At 62.2% G+C, this 21,429-nt stretch carries 18 protein-coding genes; 6 read left to right on the forward strand and 12 right to left on the reverse strand.

All coding sequences use genetic code 11. The features are described from left to right. Positions 1 to 131: 131 nt before the first annotated feature. Positions 132 to 1,784, reverse strand: coding sequence for a patatin-like phospholipase family protein (locus V7E00_RS00730; protein WP_169804549.1), 1,653 nt, complete (start codon positions 1,782 to 1,784; stop codon positions 132 to 134). A 373-nt stretch (positions 1,785 to 2,157) separates the two neighbouring features. Here V7E00_RS00730 and V7E00_RS00735 point away from each other — a divergent pair, with 373 nt between their 5' ends. Then, positions 2,158 to 2,295: a hypothetical protein gene (locus V7E00_RS00735; protein WP_333570872.1), complete on the forward strand. Its 138-nt coding sequence runs from the start codon at positions 2,158 to 2,160 to the stop codon at positions 2,293 to 2,295. 87 nt (positions 2,296 to 2,382) lie between these two features. Here the strand turns inward: V7E00_RS00735 and lysA are convergent, their stop codons facing one another. From lysA to V7E00_RS00760, 5 genes are all read right to left on the reverse strand, one after another. Then, a complete protein-coding gene (gene lysA, locus V7E00_RS00740; protein WP_066726324.1) occupies positions 2,383 to 3,648 on the reverse strand; it encodes a diaminopimelate decarboxylase in 1,266 nt (421 codons plus the stop codon). 29 nt (positions 3,649 to 3,677) lie between these two features. Continuing rightward, positions 3,678 to 3,941: a hypothetical protein gene (locus V7E00_RS00745; protein WP_066726321.1), complete on the reverse strand. Its 264-nt coding sequence runs from the start codon at positions 3,939 to 3,941 to the stop codon at positions 3,678 to 3,680. Next, positions 3,938 to 4,369: a hypothetical protein gene (locus V7E00_RS00750; RefSeq protein WP_066726318.1), complete on the reverse strand. Its 432-nt coding sequence runs from the start codon at positions 4,367 to 4,369 to the stop codon at positions 3,938 to 3,940. The genes V7E00_RS00745 and V7E00_RS00750 overlap by 4 nt, the downstream gene beginning before the upstream one ends. A 93-nt stretch (positions 4,370 to 4,462) precedes the next feature. Then, a complete protein-coding gene (locus tag V7E00_RS00755; RefSeq protein WP_245653677.1) occupies positions 4,463 to 4,723 on the reverse strand; it encodes a hypothetical protein in 261 nt (86 codons plus the stop codon). Between the two features lie 430 nt (positions 4,724 to 5,153). Next, a complete protein-coding gene (locus V7E00_RS00760; protein ID WP_157084781.1) occupies positions 5,154 to 5,318 on the reverse strand; it encodes a hypothetical protein in 165 nt (54 codons plus the stop codon). A 56-nt stretch (positions 5,319 to 5,374) separates the two neighbouring features. On the opposite strand from V7E00_RS00760, the gene V7E00_RS00765 reads away from it, so the two are divergent. Continuing rightward, entirely contained in the window at positions 5,375 to 5,680 is a 306-nt protein-coding gene (locus tag V7E00_RS00765) for a hypothetical protein (protein WP_157084780.1), read from the forward strand. A 634-nt stretch (positions 5,681 to 6,314) separates the two neighbouring features. Here the strand turns inward: V7E00_RS00765 and cueR are convergent. Both cueR and V7E00_RS00775 read right to left on the reverse strand, forming a co-directional pair. Next, entirely contained in the window at positions 6,315 to 6,764 is a 450-nt protein-coding gene (cueR, locus tag V7E00_RS00770) for a Cu(I)-responsive transcriptional regulator (RefSeq protein WP_066726308.1), read from the reverse strand. A gap of 19 nt (positions 6,765 to 6,783) precedes the next feature. After that, the gene (locus V7E00_RS00775; protein ID WP_066726305.1) at positions 6,784 to 9,255 is read right to left on the reverse strand and encodes a heavy metal translocating P-type ATPase; all 2,472 of its coding nucleotides are present in this window, start codon (positions 9,253 to 9,255) and stop codon (positions 6,784 to 6,786) included. A gap of 382 nt (positions 9,256 to 9,637) precedes the next feature. Here V7E00_RS00775 and V7E00_RS00780 point away from each other — a divergent pair, with 382 nt between their 5' ends. Further along, complete coding sequence (locus V7E00_RS00780; protein ID WP_066726302.1) at positions 9,638 to 10,186, forward strand: PEPxxWA-CTERM sorting domain-containing protein; 549 nt, start codon at positions 9,638 to 9,640, stop codon at positions 10,184 to 10,186. Positions 10,187 to 10,191: 5 nt separating this feature from the next. On the opposite strand, the gene V7E00_RS00785 is transcribed toward V7E00_RS00780, so the two are convergent. Beyond that, positions 10,192 to 10,884 carry an ArsR/SmtB family transcription factor gene (locus V7E00_RS00785; RefSeq protein ID WP_084253592.1) on the reverse strand — a complete coding sequence of 231 codons (693 nt, stop codon included), beginning with the start codon at positions 10,882 to 10,884 and terminating at the stop codon, positions 10,192 to 10,194. 77 nt (positions 10,885 to 10,961) lie between these two features. On the opposite strand from V7E00_RS00785, the gene V7E00_RS00790 reads away from it, so the two are divergent. After that, positions 10,962 to 12,404, forward strand: a complete 1,443-nt coding sequence (locus V7E00_RS00790; RefSeq protein WP_066726299.1) for a pyridoxal phosphate-dependent decarboxylase family protein — start codon at positions 10,962 to 10,964, stop codon at positions 12,402 to 12,404. Positions 12,405 to 12,792: 388 nt separating this feature from the next. Here the strand turns inward: V7E00_RS00790 and V7E00_RS00795 are convergent, their stop codons facing one another. From V7E00_RS00795 to V7E00_RS00805, 3 genes are read right to left on the reverse strand one after another with little or no spacing between them, the layout of a single operon-like run. Next, complete coding sequence (locus V7E00_RS00795) at positions 12,793 to 13,053, reverse strand: DUF5985 family protein (protein WP_066726296.1); 261 nt, start codon at positions 13,051 to 13,053, stop codon at positions 12,793 to 12,795. Continuing rightward, a complete protein-coding gene (locus tag V7E00_RS00800) occupies positions 13,050 to 13,328 on the reverse strand; it encodes a DUF5985 family protein (protein WP_066726294.1) in 279 nt (92 codons plus the stop codon). Before V7E00_RS00800 ends, V7E00_RS00795 begins: the two co-directional genes overlap by 4 nt. A gap of 2 nt (positions 13,329 to 13,330) precedes the next feature. Continuing rightward, complete coding sequence (locus tag V7E00_RS00805; protein ID WP_066726291.1) at positions 13,331 to 13,702, reverse strand: hypothetical protein; 372 nt, start codon at positions 13,700 to 13,702, stop codon at positions 13,331 to 13,333. A 195-nt stretch (positions 13,703 to 13,897) separates the two neighbouring features. Between V7E00_RS00805 and V7E00_RS00810 the strand changes: the two genes are divergently transcribed. Beyond that, on the forward strand, positions 13,898 to 19,282 hold the full coding sequence (locus tag V7E00_RS00810; RefSeq protein WP_333570873.1) for a HAMP domain-containing protein: 5,385 nt from the start codon (positions 13,898 to 13,900) through the stop codon (positions 19,280 to 19,282). 19 nt (positions 19,283 to 19,301) lie between these two features. Next, complete coding sequence (locus V7E00_RS00815; RefSeq protein ID WP_333570874.1) at positions 19,302 to 21,413, forward strand: response regulator; 2,112 nt, start codon at positions 19,302 to 19,304, stop codon at positions 21,411 to 21,413. The last annotated feature ends 16 nt before the right edge of the window (positions 21,414 to 21,429 follow it).

A 21,429-nucleotide genomic window follows, 5' to 3' on the forward strand; every position in this document is an offset into this window, starting at 1 on the left:
AAGAAAGCGACATTTGATCGAGTCGCGCCACTCCGTAAAATAGCCGTTAGTTCATGCCGGCTTTCAATCGGCCGACACGGCCGAAACTCAGTTCTCGCTCTCCATGAAAATATGAAATCAATACAGGCTAGCTATTCCGCCGAGCTAGCTCGAGGCGTCGCCTCATCCGCGATCGAGGCAAGTGCGCCACAGTTACGCTGATCGGCGGACAAGCACATGTTCCAACGACGCTTCGGGTCTGCGCCGCGGGTTATGCCGTAGTCCAGCATGCATTGCATATAGACCGGATAAAACTCCATTGGGTTCATCTTGCGGTCCACTGTATCATGCCAGTGCTGGCACGACCCTGAACCCTTTGCGGTGGCGAAGCCCCAGTCAAAGGGCGTGCCCTCATACCGCTTTCCCGGCCAATGGAAGAACTTGTCCATCCCGTCGGGCGTGCCCACGATCGCGCGGTTGTCGATCAGTGCCCAACGGAAGGTGCCCCGGCCGCTCTCCCAGCGCCTAGCCTCCTGCACGGAGAAAATTCTAACCTGGGTCTGCAGTAGGTCTGCCGCTCCTAAACCATAGTCGACGGAGCTCAGCCTCATTTTTTCGATACGCTTAGTCTTACCATGCGAGTCCAACCACTTGTCCCATTCCTTGGGAAAGTAGGTACCGTTCACGATCAGGTCCATGTCCACTTTTGGCAGATCCTTGATCTCGTCGTGCAGCTGACTGAAGAAGACGGCAAAGAGCGCACCTCCGTCTACGAAGACATGCCTTCCCGCTACATAGTTGGACGGTACGACCTGCTTCGGCAGACCACGGGCAGCACGCAGCCTTGGAGAGTTAGGATCTAGGATGTGTCCGTCTTTGCCCTCCTTGATGATCTCGATCGGAACCGCATTCACACCAGGCGGAACGCTGGAGGACGCTACGAGCGCGTCGGTGTAGCAGTCGCGTGCCCATTCAAGGTAAATAGCCTCGCTGTGAGGATGCGACCTGCGGTATTCGGGGAATACGCCTTCCAGATCCTGGATTTCCTCAGGCGTCTTAGCGCCCGGCTCGGCTGCGAGCACGGCGAGCTGCGCCAGCTTAGTCAGGTCGGCCGCATAACCGTATTTGTTCTCGAGATCCGCGATCGCGACGTAGAGCCGACGACCCGAGTTCGCTTCAGTGGCCACACCGCGAAGCGCGTCGTCACTCAGTTCCGCACGGATGACCCGCCTCAGTGGATCCATGTTCGCCAGCCCATCGTGGTTAATGAGCTCTAGAAAGCCCAACTTGTTCGGGCTCAGCTTCTGTAGGGGGTGGAGATGGAGGAGGTCGCTCTCCCGGTCGGGCATGTAGTCCTGGGCTAGCGTCGCGAGGTAACCTGTTTCGGGGCCCGCAACCCCATTTTTCTCGTGATAAAGCCTGTCTCGGAGGAAGGGCACATCGCCCAGACGATTCCGAATGGAGGTCGCGCTGTTTTTAATTTTGTCGCTCTTCGATGTGGCAAGAAAGATAAACGTGCTTTGCAACGCACCAGTCGAGACGCCAGTGATGATGTCATACGTCGGTGGCTGTTCGCCTCCTTCTCCCGCTGCTTTTGCCCACCCGTAGAATAACCCAGCGCCGAAGGCGCCATGCAGACTACCACCGCTCAGGACCAGAACCGACTTGCTATCGTTTTCTGCCTTTAGGGGACTTGCGGAGCGCAAACCGTCGCCCAGCGTTCTAATGAACTCTCGCACGTCGGGGCTGTCGGGCCGGCCGGATGCTTCATCGGGATCGTCGAACTGATTGGCGGTCAGCTTCACGACCGGTAGATGGCACAAGCCCTCCGGCGGCTCCATCCATGGAGGGATTGCGACCTGCCGCGCGCAACCGGAGAGAGCAAATACTAACCCGAGCGCAACGGCAAGCATCCTCATCCGACTTCCCCCAAAACCCAACGGCAGCTTAGGCCGTATTCTGCTATCTGCAAAGAGGTACGGCTTTACACGCCCCCTGCCAACCGCACTTCTCAGAAACTGCACTAAATAGACCAAGAAGCGGGAGCGCAGCGCAATTCAGGAACAAAGGTCCGGGAAGGCGATGACTCCCCACAAATTCCGCCAATCGACCGCTGCTGAATGAATTACGGGTTTCGGGATTGCTGGGCGATGGGTCGAACAACCGAGATTGGGGCGTTTGCCCAACGACCGCTCAGGCGAGGCGATCGACCGCTTTTGGCGCAACCGGACGATCACCGGCGCGGACGGGATGGACCGGAGCTGGTCGGACTTCGACATGCGGTGTCGCTCGGCCAGTATGCTGGAGGACGGATGATAGCGTTATGCGCAGTGGCGGCGGTCAAAGTTGCTTGGCTGGTGCCCGACCTATGTTGTAGCGCTATCCGGCCGTTGTAATCCTCGGCTATATCACTGGATCGACCATCCAGTGTGCAAGTCGCTGCGGCCGAACGGCGTCTGCCTTCACAAGCGGAGACACGATGTCGAAGCGGTCTCCGTCAACCCAAACCTCTGGCGCAAGCGCACGGGCATTGTAGGTCGACGCCATGGCGGCGCCATAGGCGCCGGCGTTTGCAAACACGGCTAAATCGCCTTCGTTCAGTCGATCGATGCAGCGGCCGCGCGCGAAGGTGTCGCCAGATTCGCAAATCGGACCAACCACGGTGGCGAAAAAGCGATCGCCGCTCTCGCGCACGGCACGGATGTCATGCCACGCGTCATACAGTGCGGGTCGCATCAGGTCGTTCATCCCCGCGTCGACGATCACAAATGGATGCGGCCGGCCCGGCTTGACCCAAAGTACGCGCGTCAGCAGCACGCCTGCTGCCGCGGCAATGAAACGCCCGGGCTCGAACAGCAAGCGCACGTCCCAGTCTTGCGTTTCACGCGCCACCATCAACCCATAGGCGACAGCATCCGCGCTAGGATCCCCTTCGCGATAGGAAACTCCAAGCCCGCCACCTAGATCAACATGGGTGATGGCGTGGCCCTGTTCACGCAGCGCTGATAGGAGTTGGCCGACGTGGCGGACCGAGGCCGACAGCGGAGCGAGATCAGTGATCTGGCTACCGATATGGATTGCGATGCCCTGAAGATTGAGCCCGGGCAGCGCGGCAAGTCTACTGTATATCGACACAGCCTCGGTGAACGGCACACCGAACTTGCTATCGGCCAGCGCCGTGCTGATCTTCGCATGCGTATGAGCATCGACCAACGGGTTGATGCGGAGCAGTGCGGGCGCACGCATGCCCCGCGCACAGGAAAGCGCGGACAGCACCTCGCCCTCCCGCTCCAGCTCAAGATTGAAACGGCCAATGCCCGCATCCAGCGCCGCGGCGAGCTCGGCGATTGTCTTCCCGACGCCGGAGAACACAATTTCGTTCGCAGCGATGCCCGCGGCGAGTGCGGCCTTGAGTTCCCCACCCGAGACGATGTCCGCGCCGAACCCAAGACCTGCCAGCGTTCGCAGGACCGCAGGATGCGGATTGGCCTTCATTGCGAACATCAGCTGCTTAAGGGGTATCGGCGCGAGGGCTGCCTGAAACTGCACCGCCGACGCTCGTAGCTGCGTGGCGGAGTAGACATAGGCGGGCGTGCCAACCACTTCCGCGATCGTCGGGAGCGATACGCCATCGGCGTGGAGCACGCCGTCGAGCATCTTGAAGGACATAGGTGATCCTCAGTGGTCCTAGCTACGGCTCAGCCGCAGCGGGCGTTTCCGTTTCGCCGCCTTTGCAATCTTTCGGGTAGATGGCGATGCCGGCTGCACTCCACGCGGATCGCTCGGGGCGCCCGCCGCCCCTGCACCACCAGCACGAGCCCGAACATCCCAATCGGGAAGCCAAGCAGCAGCAGGCCGCCGAGATCGGATTCGATGGCGTCACTGAAGGCACCTGCCAGTCCTCCGGCGATCAGCAGCGCCACGCCGACGCCGCGCCACAGCCGGTCGCTAGGCCGGGTCATGCGGCGGCTCCCGATCTAGGCCCGGCGAGAGCCATCTGCCCTGCGCGCCGGGCCAGTCCCATCAGCGCCGAAGCTTCGCCGGGGGGCGCCGCATAGAGCAGGATGTCGGCAGGGAAAACGGTCTCGTCCCGCATCGCCGCTGCGGCGGTGCCGATGTAGAAGCGAAGGTCGATCGCCGGATCCCGAATTGTTGCGGCGACGCGACGCGCTTGGGGGAGCAGCACTCCGTCGCGATCCACGCCCCGCGCCTCGATCGCGACGAAGCCCAACGAACGAGCCGACCGGATCGCCAGCAGCAGAAGGCTGGCATCTCCGCATGCGGCGTCCACAATGCGGATGCTGCGGCGTCCTTCCTCGCGCATCGCCTCAAGGCGTGCGGCGATGGCCGGCCAGCGCAGGTCCTGCACCGCGGTTCGGTCGGCGGCCAAGCAAAGGGCCTGCCGCAGTCGAGCCGCCAACGTCGGTGCCGCGGGAGCGGCCGGAAGCGCGAAGGCATGGGCAAGTTGCATGGACCCCCTCCGTTACGCAGCGCGCCGGGCGCACTCGTCCGGCGCTGGAGGATCGAAGGAGATGCTCGCGATGAGCGGCTGCTCCGCCTCCACAAGAGCTGCGCCGGGGAAGGCATGCCGCTCGGCGCGGGCGAACTGCCACGCCGCCGCGCGGGACACGAACCGCCCCTCCATCAGGCCATGGTTTTCCTGGACCAGCCAGTGGCCATCACGGTCCTGCCCCACCCACAGGATGGTGGCACCTTGATCAGGCTCTTCGATGAGGTCGGACACCACGCAAACATACTCCTTACAGGTCCTGGCAATCAGGTCGTCAGCAACCGTGAGGTAGGGCGTAAGCGCATTAAGCTTCGCGATCGAAGTTGATAGATTCGCGTTAGATATTCATAAACTTGCGTCGGGTAGACTTCGTCCAGCTCGAGAAACCGTGACCGCCTTCACGGCGGCGCGGTTCGGCACCGAATGGTTCTTTGGCTCGAGCACCGGGGCCGTTGCAGCGCCGTGCTGGCCCATGCCGGTAGGCCACGTCCGCCACTTTCCTTGATCGACACGGCATTTTGATCGTCCAATAGCGAAAGCGGAACGACCTGTCTTGGTAGATTGTGTTGAAGACCCTTCCCCGAAGTTGCCATGGCGGTCCGATTCACTCCAGGCGGCAGGGGACGTGCGGATGGTTATCATGCACATCTCGATCGCTCCCCGCTCATTCCCCTTCTGGGGACGCGGGATGATGAGTGCCGCTTGAGCCTTCGAATTGCAGCGCGACGATATAGAAGCAGGTCGTCCGCTCAGCGACGACATCGTCGCGGTAGAGCATCAAGTCACCGTCAGCCTTGAAGAACTTCAGCCCCGGCGCATCGCCACGCATGACGCGGAACGCCTGAGCTCGTATATCTAACCACCGGGATAAGGGAGGCACAGACCATGGCACACGTAGAGGCGGAACTGCCGCCACGCTCCGTGATCAATCTCCACAATCACGCGCAGATCAGTCACCACGGAATCGCCACCGCATCGGAACTGCTCGCCGCGCTGAAGCTGCCGAATACCCCCGAGCGGCGCAGAGTTGCAGCCCAAGCGCTGCAGGAGGCCGAGATCGCGGAAGTCGCCGACCTGCTGGTCGATCGCGTCCTGAGCGGTCTCGAGTTGCACCGGATGCTATCGGGCCTTGCACAGGAAGGATCAATCCGTCGCCCGGATCTTGTCGATTGGTCGGAGAGGTTCGCATGAGCGGCATCCTCGATAGGCAGACCCATCCCGACCTCGCCATGTGGCGCAACCTTCTTCGCCGCAGCCTCAAGGTGATCGATGACGTCCGCAGGCAAGCCCAAGGAACGGGCGAGGATGACCGCGTGCCTTGGGAACGAGACAAGCCGGCAGCCGCTACTCCGGCCATCAAGCTCGGCGGCGGCACGGTGCTATCGGGGGCAACGGTACAGCCGGAATGTGGACCTGTTCACCCACGATCTGCAGCTCATCAGCTACCTGGAGTGCCCGCACCCGAGACGCCAGTGCCTGGCGGCATCCGTCTCGACTCTCAGGCCCACGGCGGAAGGGCAGCGATCGCACGGCAAGGAATAGCGATCCTTACGCCGTTCTTCTCGAGGGCCGAGTTGGCGGAACGGCGCTGGTGCAGCCATTTGCTCAGGTCACGACGCATGGTAGCACCTATTGGTCTGTCGTGGCTCAGGCACGGCGCGACGTTCCTAAGATCAGACGCTTCCGGGCGTGGCTCAGGGAGGAGATCGGCCGTGACCGCCCGACGCCCGTGTGAGCATTCCTTCCGCGTTGCCGCTGGTGAGCTGTCTCCCGTTCCGACGCGAACAGCGTGCGCATCTTTCAGTATGCGATCGTCGCGGCCGCTTCAGCTTCGCCCTTTAGACCCCGGCCTTAACGTCGCTCGAGCAGGCGCTCCGCTGCCGTCATGATCGTCCTCGAGGTCCGCGAGGATCGGGCAATCGGGTCGGGCGTCGCCGGCGCAGCAGTCTACCAAGCTTTGCAGCGTGCCCGCCATCTGCTTCATCGCCTCGATTCGTTCATTGAGGTCATCGACATGCTTCTGCGCGATACGCTTGACGTCGCTGCTCTGCCGCGAGCGATCACGCCATAGGTTCAACAAGCCGTCGATCTCGCTAACCGAGAAGCCGAGATCGCGCGCCTTACGAATAAACCTTAGCATGTGGACGTCGGCACTCGAGTAGTCGCGGTAGCCAGAATCCTTTCGGCCAGCCTTCGGGATGAGGCCAGTTTGCTCATAATAGCGGATCATCTTGGCCGAAACACCCGATGCCTTCGCCGCCTTTCCGATGTTCATAACCGTGTCCCTTCCTACGTCATCCGGCTTGAAAGCGGCGTAGCCTCAAGGAATTGCCGAGCACGAATACGCTCGACATCGCCATCGCGCCCGCCGCGAACACCGGAGAGAGGAGCACTCCCCACGACGGGTAAAGCGCACCCGCCGCGATTGGGATCAGGGCGATGTTGTATGCGAAGGCCCAAAAAAGATTTTGACGTATGTTCCTCATGGTCGCCTGCGACAGCGCGATGGCTGTGACGACACCATTGAGGTTGCCCGACATCAGCACAACGTCGGCTGCCTCGATAGCAACGTCGGTCCCGGTTCCGACGGCAATACCGACATGGGCTTCCGCCAGCGCGGCAGCATCGTTGAGGCCGTCACCTACGAATGCCACTCTGCCATGCTGAGCCTTCAGCCGAAGAACCGCCTCGACCTTCTCGCCTGGCAGGACCTCGGCGATCACTTCGTCGATGCCAAGCTCGCAGGCGATCGCTCTTGCCGTGCGGGCATTGTCTCCCGTGATCATCGCGATCCTCAGCCCGTGCGAACGGAGCGCGCTAATCGCCCTGGGCGTTGTAGCCTTGATCCGGTCTGCGACTGCGATAATGGCGGCAAGCTTTCCATTCTGGGCCGCGTAGAACGGCGATTTGCCCTCATTGCTGAGCTTTATGGCACTGTCGGACAGTGTGCTCACATCGACGCCCAGATGGGTCATGTAGCGATCACCGCCGATATCTATCCAGCAATTATCGACCTCGGCATGGACGCCGTAGCCAGGAATGGTCTCGAAGTGACGGGCCGACGGCGCGGCGATATCCTCAGCCGCTGCTGCCTCGACTATCGCCCGTGCAATGGGATGCTCGGATTTACTCTCCACCGCAGCGATCTGACCAAGGACGCTGGCACGATCGAAGCCTTCGGTCACCTCTAGATCGGTCAGGACGGGGCGGCCCTCGGTGAGAGTACCTGTCTTGTCGAGGGCGATTACCGCGGCTTCACGCAGCAGTTGCAGCGCGTCGCCTTTACGGAACAGAATACCTAGCTCCGCGCCTCGACCAGTGCCGACCATGATCGCCGTCGGGGTGGCGAGGCCCATCGCACAAGGGCAGGCGATGATGAGCACCGCAACGGTGTTCACCAGCGCGAAGGTCAGCGCCGGCGACGGACCAAAGGCGAGCCATGCCCCGAAGGTCAGCGCGGCGATCGCCATCACGGCCGGCACGAAGTAGATCGTCACCCGGTCGACCAGTGCCTGAACCGGCAGCTTTGAGCCCTGTGCCTGCTCGACCATGCGGATGATCTGCGACAGCATCGTCTTCTGACCGACGGCAGTGGCGCGGAAGGTGAGGGCGCCTTGCTGGTTGATAGTGCCGCCAACTAGCGCAGCCCCTTGGGTCTTGGTGACCGGAAGCGGTTCGCCCGTGATCATCGACTCGTCCACAAAGCTATCGCCTTCGATGACCTCACCGTCGACCGGCACGCGCTCCCCCGGACGAACCTCGACGATGTCGCCTTCGGCCACTTCATCAATCGACACCTCAGTCAGCGCGGCACCGCGGCGCACGCGGGCAGTCTTGGCCTGCAAGCCGACGAGCCGCCCGATAGCTTCAGAAGCTCGTCCCTTCGCGCGCGCCTCCAGAAAGCGGCCTAGCAGCACCAGCGCGACGACAACGGCTGCCGCCTCATAATAAACGTTGATCGTCCGGGCGGGCAGTAGGCGCGGCGCAAACGTGGCGACGAGTGAAAAGGCGTAGGCGGCGAAGGTGCCAACTGCAACCAGCGAGTTCATGTCCGGCGTAAGCCGCAGCAAAGCTGGAATACCTTTGCGGTAAAAGCGAAATCCCGGTCCGGCGAGCAACAGAGAGGCCAGCGTGAACTGGATGTACCAGCTCGTCTGGATCCCGATGCTGCGAGCGATCAGGAGGTGGACGCCAGGGATGAGGTGTGACCCCATTTCCATCAGGAACACAGGCAGAGCAATGATCGTAGCGACGATCAGGTCGCGTTGCAGTGCCCGTCGTTCTTCATCCTTTCGGCTAGCGCTCGCCACGGCCGGGGCGCCGTAAGACATGATTCGAGCGGCCTGATAACCTGCGCTAGCCACCGCTGCGATCAACTCCGATGGAGCCACCACTCCGCGCACGGTGGCGCGCTCGGTAGCGAGGTTCACGGCCGCGCTCACTACGCCGGGGACGGCCATCAATGTTCGCTCGACCCGACCCGCGCACGAAGCGCAGGTCATACCCTCGACACTGAGCTCGACCGTCTCGCCGGCGACAGTGTATCCTGCGCGCTTGACCGCCGCGACGACCGCGGCATGATCAACGCTGCCGTCCACGTGCATGCTCACGCGCTCCCTCGCCAGGCTCACGCTCGCACTGACAACACCTGGCAGCGCCTCCAATGCGCGCTCCACGCGGCGGGCACACGAAACGCAAGTCATGCCCTCGACCGCTAGATCGAACCTGGTGGCGCGGGTGCCGGCGGATTCTTGGCTTGTAAACATCGCTCATTTCCTCATCGGGAAGGGACCGACTACCCATGTCGACCTTCCAGTGATGGGAAGGTCAAGCGCTGTTTAGATCGTCAGGTACGAGCGGGCCGCCGGGTTCCACTCCGTGTGTCATGTCGTGGAAGTAGCCTTAAGAGGACTGCGAAGGTCGCTGCTGCTGCCGACGTCAAAGGGGCGCGGTATCGCGCGGCAGATAGGCACCTAATTTCGTCGTCGACTGCAGCGTACACCTATATGGGCCACAATCGGCCGCTCGCTAAGTCCATTGTCGATCTACTCGTCGACCCAAGAAAGTCACTACATGGGCTTGCTTGATCTTTGATATTGGCGATATCAACCAATGACTCTAGATCGATCACGAGTCGGGGAGGTGAACATGAAGAATGCAGTGCTTGGTTTCATAGGTGCGGTGTCGTCGCTCAGCGTCGCGCCGGCGTCTGCTGAAAGCTACTATTTCATCGGCGATATTCCCACGCTAGGATCGAAGATGGAGGGAAGCTTCTCCATCGCCAATTCTTCCGGGCGCTACACGCTAACTTCTTTCAGCGGGCATGTGGGTAGCGTCATGTATAGCCTCGGCGACGTTGCCCTTCTGAATGGCGCCGATACACCATACAGCTACCTCAAGGGCGCAATAATCATCGGCGGCAAACAGTATGGAGCTGACGGGATCGTAGATGGAACCGACGACTTCTGGACTGGCTGGTTTTTCCCGAAAGCGTCGTTCTTCGCCTCGGGGAATGTCGCGTCTCCGTTGATCAAAGGTGAGGACAACGTTGAACTGAAGTTCATCCAAATCGCCTCAGGCGTGCCGGAACCCGCGAGTTGGGGATTGATGATCCTAGGCTTCGGACTTTCGGGTTTTGTTGTTCGTCGAACGCGGATCAAGCACTCACAATTGCGGTACGTAACTCAAGGAGGCTAGGTGAACTATCGGCTGAGGTGAGGTGTGAAGGGGAAGGCGGAATCGAATTCTCGCAATCCCTTCGGATTGAACCGTATCGCCCTGCTATCAGTGTCTCGCCTTGCCCATCCCAATGCAAGGATACGATCCAAACAGGCCGACCCCAGTCGGCCCGCAAGGTGATCCTTGCGCTCGCTCCAGTCCAGACAGGCAACACACGCAGCTTCGGCTGAAAGCAGGTCTGGACTTATTCCAAACTCGGTCAGAAAACTGCGCCCCTCATCACGCAGGTGCAGGCGATCGTGCTGGCGAAGGATGAAGTCGCGCTGATGCAGACTGTTCAGCATCTGGATCCCCTTGGCACCTGCTAGATGTCCATAACAGCTGCGGGCTTCTCGCAGCGCCGGATCGCGTGGGCCGGTGCGTATGCGTCGATGACCCGTGCGCTCAGCCAGCAGCATCAGGCTTTCTACAGTGTGCGCGACGTCCGCACCGGACAGGCGTACATAGCGGTTGCGACCTTGACGGACGCTGAGGACTAGACCCGCCGCTTCCAGCTTGGCGAGGTGCGCACTGGCCGTAGGCCGCCCGACATTGGCCGACATGGCCAACTCACCCACTGTGAGCGCCCGACCGTCCATCAACTGCGAAAGAATCTCGGCTCGAGCCGGATCTCCAATGAGCGCCGCGATCAGAGCGAAATTTGGCCCGTCCTTCATGGTTCGGTGCGTAACGAACCATCCAGCCGTTTTCCAGCTCTACAAGCATCCGCTAGGAGAGAACGGAGGATCTCAGCATGTCGGTTGAAGATGGTCGCAATGCGCTGGCGGTTGCCTATCGCGCTGCAGAACATTGGCTTGCATCGGTGGCCGATCGCTCGATTGGCACTACCTCGTCCATGGCAGAATTGCGCGAACGGCTGGGCAGACCTCTGGCCGATCTTGGAGTGCCGGCAGCCAAGGTGATCGACGAGCTGGTGCAGGATACTGATGGCGGCCTTCTCGGCAGTGGCAGCGGGCGCTTCTTCGGTTGGGTTATAGGAGGTACGCTGCCTTCCGCTCTTGCGGCCGACTGGCTGGTCTCTGCCTGGGATCAGAATGCCGCAATTCACGCTTGCAGCCCTGCCGAAGCGATCATCGAGGAAGTTACCGGAGAATGGCTGAAAGAGCTGTTCGGCCTACCGGAGGAGGCCAGCTTCGCTTTCGTTACCGGCACGCAGGCCGCTCACGTCACCTGCCTCGCCGCTGCACGGCACCGACTGCTGGACCGAGCGGGGTGGAACGTCGAGGTGGACGGCTTGGTTGGAGCGCCTTCCTTGCGCGTGCTGACAGGAAGCGAAAGGCACGGGTCCGTTGACAGGGCGGTTCGTATGCTTGGCTTAGGCACCCATTGCATGGAGACCTTGCCTTGCGACTCGCAAGGGCGGATTGTTCCCGAAGCTCTGGACGACGCGCTCAGCCGCTCCGCGATGCCGACCATCGTCGTGCTGCAGGCCGGGGATCTCAACATCGGAGCGTTCGATCCCTTCGCCGAGCTCGTCCCGATTGCCAAGCGGCATGGAGCATGGGTGCATGTCGACGGCGCCTTTGGTCTCTGGGTGCAGGCGTGCCCGACCTATCGGCATCTTGCAGCCGGCATCGAGCTGGCCGACTCCTGGACCAACGATGGCCACAAGTGGCTAAATACGCCGTTCGACTGCGGGTATGCCATCGTTAGGGATGCTCAGGCGCATCGTGCGGCTTTCTCCTTCGAGGCCAGCTATGCTCAATCGAGCAATAGCGCACGCGATCAAATCGAGTGGAATCCAGAATGGTCCCGGCGGGGTCGAGCGCTCCCGACTTACGCAGCCCTGCGCGAATTGGGGCGCGACGGCGTTTCCAAATTGATCGCTCGAAGTTGTGACCATGCGCGTGCGCTGGTTGCCGGCATCGGGGCGCTCCCCGGTGCTCGGGTCGAATGGCTCCCGACGATCAACCAGGGGTTGGTGCGCTTCCTCGATCCCGCAGCTAACTCAGGTAGCGCCGACCATGACCGCAGGACCGACGAAGTCATCGCGCGCGTAGCGGCGGCAGGTGTTGCCTTCTTCAGCGGGACGACCTGGCGCGGCATGCGCTGCATGCGCGTATCGGTATGCAACTGGCGCACCGACGCGCAGGATGTTGAATTGACCGTCGACGCAGTCAGGCAAGCGCTGAGCCACGTAGTCAGGCAAGCGCTGAGCGACGTAGATTCCGCCTGAACCGTAGCTTGCTTGATTGGGACGAGATGCCCAATAAGCCAGGCGGGCGCATCAAAGGGCTGGTCGGGCCCGATGCGCGCCTAAGATGCGCCCGCAGGCATATAGCAAGCGTCCCAACTTCCTCTGAGTCTGAGCAGGTGCGCTCACCGACGACTTCGTCGCGCTGTAGCACGATGTAGAGCTGAGCTGCGGCAGCGGCCTTCAGCACAATCTGGTAATCGAGAGCGATAACTTCGATGCGCTTCGAGTGCTGAGATCGAAGCACGCCGGCAAGGTCAAGGTTATCGCATCGCCCACCCCAGTACAACATCGGAGCGCGCGACTTCATCTACAACGACAGCATCGTGCGAGCCCTACACGCAGGTCCATCGACTGTTGGCTTCCATGTTCAACCTCTTCGGTTCTTCTGCACGATTGCGGAGAGGAGCAGAAGAAAGGCGCAGAGGCGGAGAACATAGGCCCAGGGCCGCTGCTCATCGGAAATGCCGCTGACAGCAAGGATCGTCTGTCCCATGCCGAGAAGCAGGAACGAGGCGGAGAACGATAGAAACAGCGTGTCGCGGGTATCCCGCCAGAAGCGCAGGAAGAACAGCGCACACAGCACAAAGCCGAGCGAGACTGCGCCTGCCAGGAAGGTGGTCAACGTCACATCCGTTCCTCCAGATCCCAGATGAAACCGAAGAGAAGCACTCCCACGGCGCAAAGGGAGAGCAGTAGCCGGAGTAGCTGCAAGTCGACCCAGTCGACGAGTACGAGATCAATTATCAGTACGAGGTTGTTGGCGGCAAGGAGCGTGAAGCAAGCCGTGCTCCAGAGTAGCAGTCGCATACCGCTCCTCGCATAGCTGCGCCCGAGAAGGGCAGCGCACAACGTGCTTGTCGCGAAGCAGAGTAGATATACGATGGGTGGAAAGATCGATTCCATGCTCAACCCTTCCTCAGTTTGAAGGCTTCTGCAAACCGGCGTGCCGGCGACGATGCGGTGGATACGATAGTCCGGCGAACGAAGTCAGGTCGTTGCGCGTACAGGGCCTCGGCTGCTCCGGCCAGAGCGTCCAGTGACTCGCTTGCTGGTAGGAAGCGCACGCCGTGCTCCCGGTCGACGACCACAAGCCCGGCGGCGTGGAGCGACCGCAGGCTCTGGGCGACGACCAGTTCGCTGCTCCGCATCGCCGCTACCAGTGCGTCTTGCTTCCAGGCTTCTGCCCGGTGACTGCGCAGCAAGCACATCAATTCGATCGCCCATACGGACGGGAACGTAGATCGGATGAAGCTGGAAATCTCTTCTTCGTCCGGCATCGACCGCGTCGTCTCCCATCAGTGTCTCCTGCACTTGCAACCAGCGCGCCCTTCGGGCCTGGCTGCAAACAGTCGCAAGTTCCAGAGAAGGCGCGCTTTTCCTATCGTTGCGCTGCTGCTATGTGTCCGCCCTATGCCGGGGGGCTTTCCGTTGCATATCTTCGCTCTCGAAAGGCGAGGAATGAGGAGTGATTGGTGAACGCTGAACTGTCTCGTGACGCACTCGATCGTCGCCAACTCGTCGCCGCGCTCCGCAGCTTCCGCCGCGGCGATTTCTCGGTGCGCCTGCCCGAGGATCTCCCGGGCGTCGATGGCGAGATTGCTACGCTGTTCAACGAGGTCGTCGGTCTTGAGGCCGAGATGACGGACGAGTTCGAGCGGCTGTCGCGCGTCGTCGGCAAGGAAGGCAAGATCACGCAGCGCGGCAATGTACGCGGAGCGACGGGCGGCTGGGACACGAAACTGCGCGCGGTCAACGAGCTGATCGACGACATGGTGCAGCCGACCGCCGAGGTCAGCCGCGTCATCGGCGCCGTCGCCAAGGGCGACCTCTCCCAGTCGATGACGGTCGAGATCGACGGGCGGCCTCTGCGCGGCGAGTTCCTCCGCATCGGCAAGGTGGTGAACACCATGGTCGAGCAGCTCGCCTCCTTCGCGTCGGAAGTGACGCGCGTGGCGCGCGAAGTGGGAACCGAAGGCAAGCTGGGCGGCCAGGCGCGGGTGGAAGGCGTCGCCGGTACGTGGAAGGACCTTACCGACAATGTGAACGCCATGGCCACCAACCTCACCGGCCAGGTGCGCAACATCGCCGAAGTGACGACCGCGGTCGCGAGCGGCGACTTGTCCAAGAAGATCACCGTGGAGGTGAAGGGCGAGATCCTCGAGCTGAAGAACACCATCAACACGATGGTGGACCAGCTGAATTCGTTCGCGTCGGAAGTGACCCGCGTCGCCCGCGAAGTGGGTACCGAGGGCAAGCTGGGCGGTCAGGCACGGGTGGACGGTGTCGCCGGCACCTGGAAGGACCTGACCGACAACGTGAACCTGATGGCGGACAACCTTACCGGCCAGGTCCGCAACATCGCCGAGGTCACCACCGCAGTGGCCTCGGGCGACTTGTCGAAGAAGATCACCGTCGACGTGAAGGGCGAGATCCTCGAGCTGAAGAACACCATCAACGTGATGGTCGACCAGCTCAACGGCTTCGCCTCGGAGGTGACGCGCGTGGCGCGTGAAGTGGGCACCGAAGGCAAATTGGGCGGCCAGGCGCAGGTGCCCGGGGTCGCCGGTACCTGGAAGGACCTTACCGACAATGTGAACCTCATGGCCGACAATCTGACCGGTCAGGTCCGCAACATCGCCGAGGTGACGACCGCGGTGGCCTCGGGAGACTTGTCGAAGAAGATCACCGTCGACGTGAAGGGCGAGATCCTCGAGCTGAAGAACACCATCAACGTGATGGTCGACCAGCTGAACGGCTTCGCCTCGGAAGTGACCCGCGTGGCCCGCGAGGTGGGCACCGAGGGCAAGCTCGGCGGCCAGGCGCAGGTGCCCGGCGTCGCAGGCACCTGGAAGGACCTGACCGACAACGTCAACTTGATGGCCGCGAACCTCACGGGGCAGGTGCGCAACATCGCCGACGTGACCACCGCCGTGGCCAAGGGCGACTTGTCGAAGAAGATCACCGTCGAGGTTCGCGGTGAGATTCTTGAGCTGAAGAACACCATCAACGTCATGGTGGACCAGCTTAATGGTTTTGCATCGGAAGTGACGCGCGTGGCGCGTGAAGTCGGCTCGGAAGGCAAGCTGGGCGGGCAGGCGCAGGTGGAAGGCGTTGGCGGCACCTGGAAAGATTTGACCGACAATGTGAACCTGATGGCGGGCAACCTCACCGGCCAGGTGCGCAACATCGCCGAGGTGACCACCGCGGTGGCGAAGGGCGATCTCTCCAAGAAGATCACCGTCGACGTGAAGGGCGAGATCCTGGAGCTGAAGAACACCATCAACACCATGGTGGACCAGCTCAACAGCTTTGCCTCGGAAGTGACGCGCGTGGCGCGCGAAGTGGGTTCGGAAGGCAAGCTCGGCGGCCAGGCGCAGGTGCCGGGCGTGGGCGGTACCTGGAAGGACCTGACCGACAATGTGAACGCGATGGCCGCCAACCTCACCGGTCAGGTGCGCAACATCGCCGACGTGACGACGGCGGTGGCGAAGGGCGATCTTTCCAAGAAGATTACCGTCGACGTGAAGGGCGAGATTCTGGAGCTGAAGAACACCATCAACACCATGGTGGATCAGCTCAACGGTTTTGCCTCGGAAGTGACGCGCGTGGCGCGTGAGGTCGGGACCGAGGGCAAGCTGGGCGGGCAGGCGCAGGTGCGGGGCGTCGCCGGGACCTGGGCCGACCTCACCGACAATGTGAACCTGATGGCGGCGAACCTCACCGGCCAGGTCCGCAACATCGCCGACGTGACCACCGCCGTCGCCCGCGGCGATTTGTCCAAGAAGATCACGGTCGACGTGAAGGGCGAAATCCTCGCGCTGAAGAACACGATCAACGTCATGGTGGACCAGCTGAACGGCTTCGCCTCAGAAGTGACCCGCGTGGCGCGCGAAGTGGGTACCGAGGGCAAGCTGGGCGGCCAGGCGCAGGTGCCGGGCGTGGGCGGTACCTGGAAGGACCTGACCGACAACGTCAACCTGATGGCGACCAATCTCACCAACCAGGTGCGCGGCATCGCCGACGTGGTGACCGCGGTGGCGCAGGGCAACCTCAAGCGCAAGCTGACCGTGGACGCCAAGGGCGAGATCGCCGCGCTGGCGGAGACGATCAACTTCATGATCGACACGCTGTCGACCTTTGGCGACCAGGTGACCAACATGGCCCGCGAAGTGGGCATCGAGGGTCGGCTGGGCGGCCAGGCGCGCGTGCCGGGCGCCGCGGGCCTCTGGCGCGATCTCACCGACAACGTGAACCAGCTCGCGGCCAACCTGACCAACCAGGTGCGCTCGATCGCCGACGTGGCAACCGCCGTGACCAAGGGCGACCTCACCCGATCGATCGCGGTGGAGGCCTCGGGCGAGATGGCGGCGCTGAAGGACAACATCAACGAGATGATCCGCAACCTCAAGGAACAGACCTTGAAGAACGCGGAGCAGGACTGGCTCAAGACCAACCTCGCGCGCTTCAGCCGCATGCTGCAGGGCGAGCGCGACCTGACCACCGTGTCCAACCTGATCATGTCGGAGCTGGCGCCGCTGGTGAACGCGCAGTACGGCGTGTTCTACGTCACCACCCGCGACGGCGATGAGACCACGCTCGAGCTGGCGGCGAGCTACGGCGCCGAGCGGAAGGATGCGCTCAAGCCGAAATTTGCGCTGCGTGAGGGTCTGGTCGGCCAAGCGGCTGCCGACAAGCGCCCGATCGTGTTGGAGAAGGTCCCCTCCGACTTCCTTCGTATCGGGTCCGGGCTCGGGCATGCCGCACCGGCGAACGTCGCGATCCTGCCGGCGTTGTTCGAAGACGAGGTAAAGGCGGTGATCGAGCTCGCGTCGTTCGGCGAGTTCAACGAGACCCACCAGAGCTTCCTCGACCAGCTGATGGAATCGGTCGGCATCGTGCTCAACACGATCGCCGCGACGATGCGTACCGAGGGCCTCCTCAAGCAGTCGCAGCTGCTCACCCAGGAGCTTCAGGCCCGGCAGACCGAGCTCACCACCAAGCAGGAGGAGCTCCACGCTACCAACGAGGAGCTGCAGGAGAAGGCGCAGCTTCTCGAGAACGAAAAGAAGCAGGTCGAGGCCAAGAATCTCGAGATTGAGATGGCGCGGCGCGCGCTCGAGGAGAAGGCGGAGCAGCTCGCGCTGACCTCCAAGTACAAGTCCGAGTTCCTGGCGAACATGAGCCACGAGCTGCGCACCCCGCTCAACTCGCTGCTGATCCTGTCCAAGCTGCTGTCGGACAATCCGCAGGGCAACCTGAACGACAAGCAAGTGGAATTCGCCCGCACGATCAACGGCGCCGGATCGGACCTGCTGAACCTGATCAACGACATCCTCGATCTGTCCAAGATCGAGTCCGGCACGGTTTCGATCGAAGTCGGCGAGATGCCGCTCGCCAGCATGAAACAGCATATGGAGCGGACCTTCCGCCAGCTGGCGGCGGACAAGAACCTGGACTTCAACGTCCAGTTCGATGCGAGCCTGCCCGCCACCATTCGCACCGACGAGAAGCGCCTCCAGCAGATCGTGCTCAACCTCCTGTCCAACGCCTTCAAGTTCACCGATCGCGGCTCGGTGACGCTGCGGGTACGCGCCGCGGCAAGCGGATGGAGCACCAACCATCCGGTACTGCGCAGCGTCGACAGCGCGATGGAGATCGCCGTGACCGACACCGGCATCGGCATCCCGGAGGATAAGCAGAAGCTGATCTTCGAGGCGTTCCAGCAGGCCGATGGTACCACGAGCCGCAAATATGGCGGCACGGGTCTCGGTCTTTCGATCAGCCGAGAGATCGCGCGCCTGCTGGGCGGCGAACTGCAGGTGCGTTCGCGGCCCGGCGAGGGATCGACGTTCACGCTGTTTGCGCCTTTCAATGCGGTGGCGCCTGTTGCGACCGCATCGCCCGGCGCTACTGCGCGCTATGACAATTCGGGCGCGATGGTGCCGACCGCGTTGCCCAACGCCTTCGACCTTTCCGACGATCGTGACAATCTGGGCGGGGATCCGTTCGTGCTGATCGTGGAGGACGACTCCACCTTCGCCTCCATCCTCCTTGATATCGCGCGCACGGCAGGCCTGAAAGGCGTGGTGTCGGCAGCGGGTGCCGGCACGCTCACGATGGTGCGCAAGCTACAGCCGCACGCGATCACGCTGGACCTCGGCCTATCCGACATCGACGGCTTCGTGCTGCTGGATCTACTGAAGCATGATCCTGCAACCGCGCACGTGCCGATCCACGTCATTTCGGGCGCCGATAAGGTAGCGAAGGCCCTGGATCTCGGTGCGGATGGCGTCACGGAGAAGCCAGCCGACAAGGAAATGCTGACAACGGTCTTCAACGATCTCGCCGCGCAGATTGGCAAGCAGCCCAAGGTGGTCGAGCTACTGCCAGGGGCCGCCGATCCGTTGCCGCAGGCGGCGCGCACGGTACCCGAACTGGCAGGCGCCAAAGTCCTGATCGTCGACGACGACATCCGGAACATCTATTCGCTCACCAGCGTGCTGGAGAGCTATGGCGTGCAGGTGCTGCACGCCGAGGGCGGGCGGGAAGGCATCGCCATCCTCGAAGCAACCGACGGAATCGACATCGCCTTGATCGATATCATGATGCCGGAGATGGACGGCTACGAGACAATGCAGCAAATCCGCCGGCGACCACAGCTGACGGACCTGCCCCTGATCGCCGTGACGGCCAAGGCCATGAAGGGGGATCGGCAGAAGTGCCTCGACGCAGGTGCATCGGACTATATCGCCAAGCCGGTCGACATCGATCTGCTGATGGCGCTGCTGCGCGTGTGGATCGCCCGTTCGCGGGAAGCGTCGCAGGCGGTCGCGTTGATCGTCGCGGAGTCGAACTGAGGTGCAGGTGCGAGCGAACATGACGGCGGCCACCACCACCTTGCTGGCGGATTCGCTTCTGGCAGCCAGCGGAGAGGATGCGCCGCTTGCGCGGGCGCGGGTGTTGCTGGTGGACGATGACGAGCGCAACCTGCTCGCCATCTCGACGGTGCTCGAGGATGTGGCCGAGATTGTCGTCGCCAACTCGGGAGAGGCGGCGCTGCGCCACCTCCTCAAAGGCGAATTCGCCGTGATCCTGCTCGACGTGTTCATGCCGGGCATCGACGGCTATGAGACCGCGCAGATCATCCGCTCCCGCGAGCAGACCAAGCGCGTGCCGATCGTCTTCCTCTCGGCGGTCAACAAGGAAGACCAGCATCTGCTGCGCGGCTATTCGATGGGCGCGGTCGACTACGTCTTCAAGCCGGTCGATCCGGTGGTGCTCCGCTCCAAGGTGGCGGTGTTCGTCGACCTGTTCACCATGACGAAGGAGATACAGCGCAAGGCGCGTCAGGAGCAGGCGCTGCTCGACGCCAATCTGCGCGCCAACGCGGAGCTGCTGCGCGCCGAGCAGGCATTGCGGCTGGCCGAGCAGCGCCAGGCTGCGATCATCGAGTCTTTGCCGATCATCCTGTATCTGGAGGAGGTAAACGCGTCTCCGCGCGTGCCGAAGTTCGTCAGTGGCAACTTCGCGGCGCTGACGGGCTTTGCCTTTGAGGAGATTCAGGCGACGCCAAGCTTGTGGGTGGATCGACTGCACCCGGAGGATCGGGAGCGGGTCGTCGAGGCACTGGCGGAGCGCCCCGAAGGACGCTCCCTCGCGGTCGAATATCGATGGCAAACCGCCGACGGGCATTACAAGCATTTCCTGGATCAGGCGGTGCTCCTGCGTGACGCTTTCGGCGAGCCCCTGGAATTCGCCGGCACCTTGCTGGACGTTACCGAGCGCAAGGAGTTGGAAACCCAGCTGATCCAGGCACGCAAGATGGACGCGATCGGTCAGCTGACCGGCGGCATTGCCCACGACTTCAACAACCTTCTCGCAGCGATGCTTGGCGGTTTGAGCATGATCGAGCGGCGCGTCGCTCTGGACGAAGGTCAGCGCAAGGTGATCTACATGACCCGGCATGCTGCCGAACAGGGCGCCGAGCTCGTGAAGCACCTTCTCGCGTTCAGCCGGCGTCAGAAGCTGGCACCCGCGACGATCGAGCTGTCAGCTCTTTCGACGACGGTCACGGAGCTCCTCGCTCACACGCTTGGCGGCCTGGTAGAGCTCGTGTGGGAGATCGAGCCAGGTGTGTCGGCCGTCTATGCCGACTCCGCTCAACTCGAGCTGGCATTGATGAACCTTATCATCAACGCGCGCGATGCAATGCCAGATGGCGGGGTGATTACCGTTTCTGCTGAGAATGCAGAGGTCGCGGGAGCCGACGATACGACCCTCGCACCCGGCCGTTACGTGATCTTGAGTGTCCGCGATACCGGCTGTGGCATTCCCCCGCATCAGCTCGATCAGGTGCTGGAGCCGTTCTTCACGACCAAGCCGGTCGGAAAGGGCACCGGTCTAGGCCTCAGTATGGTGTACGGCTTCGTCAAGCAATCCGGTGGAATCGTCCGGGTTCAAAGCGAAGTGGGCCTGGGTACCCGGGTTCAGCTGTGGATGCCGGAGGCTTGCGCTCGCCTGGCGGATAGTCCTTCAACGACCGAGTTCTTCGCCGCCGATCCCAAGCCCTTGCGGGTTATTCTCGTCGACGATCACTACGCGGTGCGGCTGACGACCGTCGCTATGCTGGAGGATCTGGGACATAGTGTTGTCCATAGCGGTGATGCCGCTACTGCCCTCGACATGATCCGCCAGGATCCCGGAGCATCGGACCTCCTTATCACCGACTTCGCAATGCCGAAGATGTCCGGATTGGAGCTGATCCGGCAGGTGCGATCCGTAGCGCCCGATTTGCGGTCGATCATCATCAGCGGCAATGCTGATGTCCGCGACGTGATCGGTGACGACCTCGCGAACGGTGTGGTGTCGAAGCCTTTCACGCGCGATAGGCTACGTGCCGCCCTGCTTGAGGTAACGTCGGGATTCTCACGTCAGGATGCTCCAGTTGCCGAAGCGATTGTGAGGAGTGGTAGCGCCAAGAACGCCTGATCTGATCTTGAAAAAC

The sequence above is a fragment of the Sphingomonas sp. genome, assembly GCF_036731925.1.
In the GTDB taxonomy this organism is placed as follows: Bacteria; Pseudomonadota; Alphaproteobacteria; order Sphingomonadales; family Sphingomonadaceae; genus Sphingomonas.